Source organism: Thomasclavelia sp., assembly GCF_017889095.1.
GTDB lineage: Bacteria > Bacillota_I > Bacilli_A > Erysipelotrichales > Coprobacillaceae > Thomasclavelia.
The window spans coordinates 1-10,211 of sequence record NZ_JAGHEW010000138.1; the positions used below are offsets into that span (position 1 = coordinate 1).

13 protein-coding genes and 1 riboswitch are annotated in these 10,211 nt (G+C 30.8%); of the genes, 3 read left to right on the forward strand and 10 right to left on the reverse strand.

Annotation, left to right across the window (positions count from 1 at the left end):
- Positions 1-174 precede the first annotated feature (174 nt).
- Positions 175-834, forward strand: coding sequence for a cyclic nucleotide-binding domain-containing protein (locus J7M77_RS06395; RefSeq protein ID WP_296877003.1), 660 nt, complete (start codon positions 175-177; stop codon positions 832-834).
- 31 nt (positions 835-865) lie between these two features.
- On the opposite strand, the gene J7M77_RS06400 is transcribed toward J7M77_RS06395, so the two are convergent.
- The 6 genes from J7M77_RS06400 to J7M77_RS06425 all read right to left on the reverse strand — a co-directional run bounded on the left by J7M77_RS06400 (position 866) and on the right by J7M77_RS06425 (position 5,254).
- Complete coding sequence (locus tag J7M77_RS06400) at positions 866-1,360, reverse strand: PepSY domain-containing protein (protein WP_296877004.1); 495 nt, start codon at positions 1,358-1,360, stop codon at positions 866-868.
- A complete protein-coding gene (locus J7M77_RS06405) occupies positions 1,344-2,417 on the reverse strand; it encodes a cell wall metabolism sensor histidine kinase WalK (RefSeq protein WP_296877005.1) in 1,074 nt (357 codons plus the stop codon). The genes J7M77_RS06400 and J7M77_RS06405 overlap by 17 nt, the downstream gene beginning before the upstream one ends.
- Entirely contained in the window at positions 2,414-3,067 is a 654-nt protein-coding gene (locus J7M77_RS06410; protein WP_296877006.1) for a response regulator transcription factor, read from the reverse strand. The genes J7M77_RS06405 and J7M77_RS06410 overlap by 4 nt, the downstream gene beginning before the upstream one ends.
- A 4-nt stretch (positions 3,068-3,071) precedes the next feature.
- Positions 3,072-3,374, reverse strand: coding sequence for a PepSY domain-containing protein (locus tag J7M77_RS06415; RefSeq protein WP_296877007.1), 303 nt, complete (start codon positions 3,372-3,374; stop codon positions 3,072-3,074).
- Between the two features lie 125 nt (positions 3,375-3,499).
- Positions 3,500-3,793 (reverse strand): hypothetical protein, encoded by a 294-nt coding sequence (locus tag J7M77_RS06420; RefSeq protein ID WP_296877008.1) that lies wholly within the window; start codon positions 3,791-3,793, stop codon positions 3,500-3,502.
- A gap of 105 nt (positions 3,794-3,898) precedes the next feature.
- Complete coding sequence (locus tag J7M77_RS06425; RefSeq protein WP_296877009.1) at positions 3,899-5,254, reverse strand: sodium:alanine symporter family protein; 1,356 nt, start codon at positions 5,252-5,254, stop codon at positions 3,899-3,901.
- A gap of 47 nt (positions 5,255-5,301) precedes the next feature.
- Positions 5,302-5,393, reverse strand: a riboswitch (glycine riboswitch).
- 196 nt (positions 5,394-5,589) lie between these two features.
- Here J7M77_RS06425 and J7M77_RS06430 point away from each other — a divergent pair.
- Positions 5,590-5,991, forward strand: coding sequence for a VanZ family protein (locus J7M77_RS06430; RefSeq protein ID WP_296877015.1), 402 nt, complete (start codon positions 5,590-5,592; stop codon positions 5,989-5,991).
- Here the strand turns inward: J7M77_RS06430 and J7M77_RS06435 are convergent.
- A complete protein-coding gene (locus J7M77_RS06435; RefSeq protein WP_296877010.1) occupies positions 5,978-6,283 on the reverse strand; it encodes a hypothetical protein in 306 nt (101 codons plus the stop codon). The genes J7M77_RS06430 and J7M77_RS06435 overlap by 14 nt on opposite strands.
- A gap of 98 nt (positions 6,284-6,381) precedes the next feature.
- Between J7M77_RS06435 and J7M77_RS06440 the strand changes: the two genes are divergently transcribed.
- Entirely contained in the window at positions 6,382-6,810 is a 429-nt protein-coding gene (locus J7M77_RS06440) for a hypothetical protein (protein WP_296877011.1), read from the forward strand.
- A 38-nt stretch (positions 6,811-6,848) separates the two neighbouring features.
- Here the strand turns inward: J7M77_RS06440 and J7M77_RS06445 are convergent, their stop codons facing one another.
- From J7M77_RS06445 to J7M77_RS06455, 3 genes are all read right to left on the reverse strand, one after another.
- Positions 6,849-8,930: a glutamine synthetase III gene (locus J7M77_RS06445; RefSeq protein WP_296877012.1), complete on the reverse strand. Its 2,082-nt coding sequence runs from the start codon at positions 8,928-8,930 to the stop codon at positions 6,849-6,851.
- A gap of 212 nt (positions 8,931-9,142) precedes the next feature.
- Positions 9,143-9,655 (reverse strand): PH domain-containing protein, encoded by a 513-nt coding sequence (locus J7M77_RS06450; RefSeq protein WP_296877013.1) that lies wholly within the window; start codon positions 9,653-9,655, stop codon positions 9,143-9,145.
- 149 nt (positions 9,656-9,804) lie between these two features.
- Positions 9,805-10,211, reverse strand: a 407-nt coding sequence (locus J7M77_RS06455) for a PTS transporter subunit EIIC (RefSeq protein ID WP_296877014.1), incomplete at its 5' end; no start/stop codon positions are given.

Genomic DNA, 10,211 nt, shown 5'->3' on the forward strand with positions numbered 1-10,211 from the left:
CCCAATAAATTCCATAGCGATTTGTCAATTGGCTATTAAAAACATTCATTAAAGCCACGATCAAACCACAACAACACGCCAAAAATAATTTCATTTTCCTCACCTCGACAATATTATAATTAATACTGCTTGATTAATAATACGACATATGTCATATTATTAGTGGTGATTATCATGAAAAATAAACAAACATATCTTCAAATGTTAATAAAACAAAAAATATTTTCATCAATAAACCCTGAACATATTGAAATTTTTCATTTAAAAAAAGGCGATTATATTTTAAAGCAAGGCAATTCTTTGGATTATTTATATATTTTGGTTGATGGCAGTATTAAAACTTGCCATACTACCGCCAATGGATTACAAAATATTTGTGCTATTGTTAGTGATCTATATGTATTAGGAGAATTAGAATTATTAACTAATCAGGTAATGATCAATGATATTATTGCTTTAAATAATTGTACTTTATTGGCTATTTCAATCCATTTATATAAAGAAGAATTATTCCAGGATTTATCATTTATGACCTATTTGGCTAAAAGTATAGCAACAAAACTTTACAACAAAAACAACAATGATGCGATTTCGATTAATTATTCAACTAAAAATCGTCTAGCATCTTATTTGATTGCGGTTGCCCAAAACGGAATCATTAAAGATGATTTAGGTACTATTAGTGAAATTATTGGCTGTAGTTACCGCCAATTACAGCGAGTTTTTAAAGAGTTTATAATCAAAGGATATATAAAAAAAATAAAACGGGGTGAATATCAAATCATTCAGTTTGCGCCATTAGAAAAACTAAGTGAAGATATTTATTTTCTATAATAAAAACCTCTAGTCAACTAGAGGCTTATTTTTAGCGTTCTTCTTCGTATTTAACAATTTCACCAGTATTAGCATTAACATCAATTTCATATTTGATATTATCTTTGATAATTTCGATTTCATATTTCAAAACACCATCATCGCTATCAAGTTCACATTTGATCAAATTACCGCCCGTACCAATTCTATCTTCAGCAATTTTTTTAGCTTCATCTTGAGAAATCGTAGCTGTAGTACTAGCATTATTATTTTGATTAGTATTTCCTACATAATCTTCATCAATTTCTTTTTTAATAATATCACCAGTTTCACCATCTACTTCTAAATCATATTTTTTATTATCAGCAATGATTTCAAATTCATAATAAGTGCGACCATCATCACGATCTTCTTCATATCTAACAACTTCACCATTTACTTCTTTTAAAGCTATTTCTTTTGCTTCGTCCATACTAATCGTTTTGTTATTACCACCACATCCAACTAAAACTACTACTAATAAAACTAAACTAATAATCTTTTTCATTTCTTTCACTCCCTATAAATTTTATCATAAATTCACTATATCTATTCACTTCACTAGCTACTTTTATAGTATAACCATACTCATTAACAATTCTTTTGGCTATTGCTAGTCCTAAACCAAAGTTGTTATCACTTTGCACTCGCGATTCATCCGCTCGATAAAAGCGATCAAATATATGGTTAATTTTGTCTTTTTCAATCCCAATTCCATAATCCTTAATTGTTAGCTGCTTACCATCATATAAAATTTCAATTCTTTTAGATTCCTCTCGAGCATATTTAATAGCATTATCGAGTAAAATTATTAACAATTGTTTTAAATGTTCTGTTTGCATCCAAACCAGTTCATTTGAAGAAATAAAGAGCTGATAATCAAATTCAGGATGGACTTCTTTAAAGTTATTTATTATTTCGTTAACTACAAGTTCTACATTTACTGGTTCTTTACATTCTATTTTCATTTCTCTTGTTAAGTGAAGCAGTTCACTACATAATTGCGTTAATCGCTCAACTTCATTATGGGTCACTTGTAAAGCATTATTTAAAACTTCTGGATCATCTTTACCCCAACGCTGTAACATTTCGATATTACCCTTAATTATGGCTAATGGCGTCTTTAACTCATGTGAAGCATCACTAACAAACTGATCCTGTTGCATCAAAGCCTGTTGTGCTTGACCAATTGTTTCATTAAACTCTTTTCCTAACCTGGCCAGTTCATCATCTCCTTCAATTTTTAATCGATGATCAAATCCTTCTTTTTTTATTTTTTGAACATTATCAATAAACTGTTTAACAGTCTTTAAAAACCTATTACTAATTACTATTCCACAGCCAATACTGGCAATCAATGCTACGACTAATAGGACAATTAAAAGTCCGGCTACTACTGTGGCAATCGGTGTCGCTAGATCTTCATCCATAGCATAAATCCGACCAATGATCATTAAATAGTAAATCATATATAAGATCAAGATTGAACTAAACAATACAATTACACCCATAATGATTGATGCAGTTGAACTAATTAACTGAAAACGAAAAGATTTCTTTTTCATCGTAATCGATACCCAACCTTACGAACCGTTTCTAACGGAATTCCTTTCATTTTATTTCGCAAATAACGAATATAGACTTCAACCACATTAGTAGAAACTTCACTGCTAAAGCCCCATACTTGATCTAGAATTTCATTACGACTAATTACTTTACCACCATTTTTAACAAATAAAGCCAGTAAATCAAACTCAGTTGTCGTTAAAAAGATTTCTTGATCCTGGTAAAATACTTTCCGATTATCAATTATCATTTTTATTTCACCATAGTGATAAACATTAGTATTGTTAACCATATTTACCCGTCTTAACAAAGCTTTGATTCGTGCCAATAATTCTTCCATTGCAAAGGGCTTAGCTAAATAATCATCGGCACCTACCTGTAAGCCATTTACCTTATCCATTACTTCGTCACGAGCTGTTAACATGATTATTGGAGTTTGCTTAACTTTTCTAAGTCTACGACAAAGTTCGATTCCATTAATTCGTGGTAACATTAAATCAAGTAAAATTAAATCATAATCATTATCTAATGCTTTATTTAACCCTGTTTCGCCATCAAATGCTTGATCGCATTGATAATTGGCATGAGTTAGTTCCAGCTTTAATAAATCAGACATATTTTTTTCATCTTCAACAATTAGTATTTGCATATTATCACTCCTTATACTCATAACTGATAATTTGACCTGTTGTAGCATCAATTTCTAAATCAATCATTTCATTATCTTTAGTTCTAACTAAAAGATGGTAAATGATTTCTAAATCGTCGTATTCTATTTTGGAAGAAACGATTGTTCCAGAAAAATGATTTAAAGCAATCATATGGGCTTCATTTTTGGAATAGTTAATGTTATTTAAAGTTGTATTAAGAATATAGAATCCTGATGAAACAATTGAAATAACTAAAAATATGGCTATTATAATTATTGTCTTTTTATATTTAATTATTTTGTCCATCTTCATCCCTCCATCTACACTTATATCATAACTCATTTTTACTCTTTTTTGCTTAAAAATTGATAATAAAAAAATGAGAATTTTCTCATAAAATAGTTTAAATAAAAAAAGCTGCTTAAAAACAGCTAATTTATCAAATAATTAATAATAAATAAAACTAATAATGGCGTTAACATTAATAAAGCTTCTTTGATCAAAATCGAATCATCACGAATGTCTAATTGTGACTCAATTGTTTTAATGTGCCTGAAAACGAAACCCCGATACCCACTGCAACAAATCGCTAAAGCAACCCCTGCAACAATCAAATAAATAATATTCAATAAATCAATTGACATCCAGCCAATTATGCGTACTATTAATAAAACAATCAAAACAAGCAAATAAGCGCCATAAATAATAACTCCCCAACTTTTCATTTTTCCCTTCTCCTATTTAGCCAGTCTTCAAATTTTATTATAGCACAAATAGATAAAAATAAAATATTTTTTATAATAATTAAGAATTAAAGTAATAGATATAATTTAATCTATTACTAATTCATCCATCACTGCTTCTTTTCTAAAATATTCTTGCGTTAAAGTAATTATCTCTTTACGTAAACCAATTAATCCAATCAAATTTGGAAAAGCCATACAGCCATTTACAATATCAGCCAAAATAAAGATTGCGTCAATTGATAAAAATGGTCCTATTGCAATAAATACAATAAACAATAACTTATAATACTTAATCGCTTTTAAACCTTTTAGATAATAAATAGCTCTTTCGCCATAATAATTCCAGCCAATAATCGTTGTAAAAGCAAAAAATACCAAACCAATATTAACTATGTATTTTCCAATCACCGGAATAAATAACCCCTGGTCAAACGCTAAAGTAGTCATTGCCGCTCCAGCTAAACCACTTGTATGACTATTAGTAATGATAATCGCCAAGCCGGTCATTGTACAAATCACAATTGTATCAATGAATGTTCCCGTCATGGATACTAATCCTTGTTCAACACAAGAATCAGTTTTAGCGGCAGCGGCCGCTATTGGTGCACTACCCAATCCACTTTCATTAGAAAAAATACCCCGACTAATTCCTTTTTGCATTGCCATCATCATAGTAACACCTGCGCCACCACCAAACATTGCCGACAATGAAAAAGCTTCTTCAATAATTAAAGCAATCGTCTGTGGCAGTATTGTTAGATGGGTCAATAAAATCAATACAACTCCGGATACATAAAACACACACATCATTGGAATCACTTTTTCAGCTACTATTGATATTCTTTTGATACCGCCAATCGTAATAAATCCTACACTGACAGTTAATAATATTGCCGTAACAACAGGTGGAATATTAAAAGATATTTGTAAAGCATCAGAAATTGATTTAACCTGAGTAAAAGTTCCAATTCCTAACAAGGCAACTGCTACTGCAAAAAAAGCAAAAATTTTAGCTAACAACTTACTTTTCAAACCATTTTCTAAATAATACATTGGCCCTCCGGCAATCTCGCCATTTTCATCTTTAATTCGATAGCGAATCGCCAGTAATCCTTCACTGTATTTAGTCGCCATACCAAAAAAAGCTGATATCCACATCCAAAACAACGCTCCTGGTCCACCAGCAGCAATTGCTGTAGCTACCCCGACAATATTTCCCGTTCCAATCGTTGATGATAAAGCTGTACATAGCGCTTGAAAACTAGAAACATCACCTTCATCATTTTCATCTTTTTTAAAGATACAGGCAAATGCCAATTTAAGCTTTCGAATTTGCACTAATTTTAACTTTACCGTAAAACAAACTCCGGTTGCTAAAAGCATACCAATCAGCGGTAATCCCCAAATCACTTCATTAATTTTAGTTAGTATTTCAACCATAAAAAAACTCCTTCTTATAAATTAAGTCGGAATCAATAATGAAAAATATTCGTGCTACTGTCCTTTTACCTGAGAGTTTCACTAAATATAGCTTGCTCCTTCGGTGCTTAATTAAATAAGTCTCTCCAGTAGTTCGTCCAATAGCGATCCTTTTACCTGAAATATTCAATCCTTCGGTGTTCTATTAGAATCTCTTTCGCTATTTTCATCCGAGTCTGTCTTCATGATTATATAGTTATTTTTAATACATTGCAATTATTTTTAAAAAATAATTGTCGAAACAAGAATTTTCTTTTATAATAACAGCTATGAAAAAGTTAAAATATTTTATTCCCATGATTATATGGATGATTTTTATTTTTATTATGTCACATACTGATGGTAATCAATCTTCACTTCAAAGTGGTTTTTTTGTAGATTTAATTTCTAAAATCATTAAAATAGATCAGGAACTATTATCCCTGATGATTCGTAAAGCGGCTCACATGTCAGAATATGCATTTTTGGCTTTAACTGTTTTTTATGGTTTATATCAAAATAAATTTAATCAAAAACTGCTTTTACCAATCTCCTTGCTGATTAGTTTTTTATATGCTTGCAGTGATGAATTCCATCAACTATTTATTACCGGACGTTCTGGTCAGTTTATTGATGTTTTAATTGATACTAGCGGTGCTTTGATCATGATTATGATTATCTACTGGTGGCTTAGAAAGAAGAAATCTACATTTGATTAGATTTCTTCTTTTCTAATTCAGCAATTTTTTCCTTTAACTTATCCAAAGCTTCATTAACAGTCGTTAAACCATCAGATTCATCCGTTTTATTACTATCATCAGCTTCACTATCACTATATCGTGTCTGCATCACATTGGCCCACGCAGAATTAGAAGCAAGAATATCACCAATTACATTAAACCAAGCTCCAAGCGCTGCCTGTTCATCAATGTTAAATTCATTTGTCAATAAATAACCTAAAATAATTGCTGTACCAGTAAAACTATAGGCATCAATATCCGGAATATACATTTTTTCACTCCTATTTTTTACTATGCATATAAAATAATTATTTTTAGGCATTAGTATAAATTTATATATTTGTTGCAAACTATAATTGGGTGAAAACAATGGATGACGATATAAAACTATTAAATTTTGTTTATCAAAATTCGAAAATGGGCGTTGATACAATATCACAATTGATCGATATTGTTGAAGGGAACAAATTCAAATTATACCTAAAGAAAAAACAACACGGTTATAAACGTTTTAACTTAAAAGCTAGACGCTTACTAAATAAGCATGGTTTTAGCGAAAAAGATTTGACTACATACGAAAAAGTAAGAACCTATCTAATGATTAGTGCACAAACACTTACTGATCATTCAACTAGTCATATCGCTAAAATGATGATTGTGGGTACTACTATGGGAATTATTAATGCAATTAGAAATATCAATAAGTATCACCGTGCTAAAAAAGAAATTATTAAATTAATGAAAGATTTAAAAAGATTTGAAGAAAAATCATTTAACGATCTAAAAATATTTTTGTAAACAAAAAGACGAGGCAAATCTCGTCTTTTAATATTTATTTAAATTCCAAACAATAATTCTACATAAGTTGGCATTGGCCAATATTTAGCATCAACACAAGTTTCAATTTGATCTACTACTTCACGTAAAGTTTGCATTGTACCAAAAACATCATCACGCCAAATGACAGCTTGTTCAAAAATATCACAATCTGCTTTTTGAGCTTTATTAATATTAGTATCTAACTGGTTCATTTGTTCATTCATTTGTTTAACTAATTTAGCTAGCATATTAGCATCATCAGCTAAGAATTCAACATCTAATCCAGCATTTTTGGCAGCCACAACTTCTGATGAAACTTTACTCAAATATTCACATGCTGCTGGATAAATTTGAGTTTTAGCCATTTTTAATGCAGTTAGCCCTTCTACTTGGATTGTTTTAATATAGTTTTCTAATAAAATTTCATAACGTGACGCTAATTCTACTTTACTATAAACACCTAAACGATCAAGCATTTCTAGATTTTTTTCTTCTTTTAAGCATTTTAAAGCATCAACGGTATTTTTATTATTAGCTAAACCACGTCTTGCAGCTTCTTCTTCCCACTGGGCAGAATAACCATCACCATTAAAGATAATTCGTTTATGATCAGAAATAAATTGTTTGATTACTTCATCAAATGATTTACCAGCTTCTAATAAATCAGACATCTCTTCCATTTCAGCAGCTAAAATAGCATTTAAAATTGTATTCGGTCCAGCAATAGACTGGCTAGAACCAACAGCTCTAAATTCAAACTTATTACCAGTAAAAGCAAATGGTGAAGTACGGTTACGATCAGTATTATCTTTAGAGAAAGTTGGTACTACTGAAACACCAGTTGCAAAGCGTCCAGAATTAGTTTTATTAGTTTTCTTTCCTTCACAAATTTCGTCTAATAATTCATTTAGATCTTCACCTAAGAACATTGAAATAATTGCTGGCGGTGCTTCATTAGCTCCTAAACGATGATCATTTCCAGCACTAGCAATGCTCATTCTTAATAAATCAGCATATTCATCAACAGCTTTGATAGTACAAGCCAAAGCGGCTAAGAATGGTTTGTTTTCAGCTGGATTAGTTCCAGGATCAAATAGATTAATACCAGTATTAGTAATAACTGACCAGTTATTATGCTTTCCAGAACCATTTACACCAGCAAAAGGTTTTTCATGCAATAAACAACGTAATCCATGTGCTTTAGCGACATCTTGCATAATTTGCATTAATAGATGGTTATTATCACTAGTGATATTTGCTTTTGTATACACACAAGCTACTTCGTGTTGTGCAGGAGCAACTTCATTATGTTTTGTTTTTGAAGGAATACCATATTTCCATAATTCATGATCTAAATCTTTCATAAATGCAGAAACTTTACGTTTAAGACTTCCAAAGTAATGATCTTCTAGTTCTTGTCCCTTTGGTGCCATTGCTCCAAATAAAGTTCTACCAGTTAATTTTAAATCTATTCTTTCTTGATAATATTTATCTTCTACCAAGAAATATTCTTGTTCAGCCCCAACTGAAGCTGATACCTTAGTAACTCCTTGTTCACCAATCAACGGTAATAACCGACATGCTGCTTTTGATAATGCATCACTTGATCTAAGCAATGGTGTTTTTTTATCTAATGCTTCACCAGTGTATGAACAAAATAAAGTAGGAATATATAATGTTCCATCTTTAACAAAAGCTGGTGAAGTACAATCCCATGCAGTATATCCACGTGCTTCAAATGTAGCTCTTAAACCACCTGATGGAAATGACGAAGCATCCGGCTCACCTTTTCTTAACGTTTTACCACTAAATTGTAATACTGCTTTACTTCCTTCAGGTTCTAAAAAAGCATCATGTTTTTCTGCTGTCAAACCTGTCATTGGCATAAACCAATGTGTAAAATGAGTAGCTCCATGTTCTAATGCCCAAATCTTCATCGCATTAGCAATAACAGTTGCACATTCTCTAGATAACTCTTCACCTTTATCTAGTGACTCATGAAAAGCTTTATAAATAGATTTAGGAATTCTTTCTTTCATTGTATCATCAGTAAAAGCTAAGCTTCCATAATCTTCTAATAACTTATTCATCTCTTCCATTCTAAGTCCCCCTTGTAAACTTTTACAATACCTAGCTATATAATCAATATATGCTCTGTATGCCGTTATTATACAGTTAGTTTTTTTCACTGTCAATACTTATTTTGATATTTTATTATTATTTTAATAAATTTTTATTTAATGAAAATTTATTGTTAAATAAACAAAAAATCGAAAGTCTTCATTAACTTTCGATTTTCTAATCTAAATAATTAAGCATTATTATTTTTTTCATTAGCTAATTTAGCTTCTTCTTTAAGTCTTCTTTTACGTTTCTTTTCGTATGCATGGTGAGTTGCAGCATATTCTTTAACTTGAACATGAATACGTTTATTAACCCGAACAATTTCTTCTACAAATCCCATGCGATCTTTTGGTGTTACGACAATTCTTTTTTTATCTCCGGTATAGATTTCTAATGCTCGAGGACTAGTAATAATTTTAGTCATTTTAGGAACTGGATCACAGATAGTTTCACAAGTAAGAAGATTAATTTCTTTATTCTTCCCTATACGACGATTAATAACTAACGTTCTTCGTTCAATTGTATATTTATATGGACGAAATAAATTGAAATAAACTACAATCAATATCCCCACTACCGCAATAACTATTGCATTAGTATATTGCCCAATCAAAATTTGATAAACAATATATACCATATAAAATATTTCAAAATATAAGATTGCCGGATTTAGCTCCCGCTTGAATTCTTCGCTTCTCATAATTACCTCTTTTCTAATAACACATCTTCTATATTATATCGTATTGTCAACATTATAGCAATTATAAAATATTGGACTTCAAGAACTTATAATTGCTATAATGTTAAAAAAGAAAGGCGGATTGACCCGCCTTTTTAAGCATATTATTTTTATTCTGCAGCTTGTTTGTTTTGGAATCTTTCGTAAGCAAGTAAGAATGGAGTATATACTACGATTGATACTACTAATACGATTGCTTGTGAAACTGCACCCATGATATTGGCACCTGTTGTCAAGAAACCATGTAAGATAGGTGGAGTTGTCCAAGGTGTATTGATAACTGCTTTTGGACAGAATCCAATAACTGTTAAGATATAACCAATGATAATAGTTGCAAGTGGAGCTAATACGAATGGAATACCTAAGATTGGGTTTAATACCATTGGGATACCAAATGTAACTGTTTCATTGATATTGAATAATGCAGGAACCATAGAGATACCAGCGATTGTACGGTTATCTTCACGTTTACCGAAAATTAAGATACCGATAACTAAACCGATTGTAACCCCAGAAC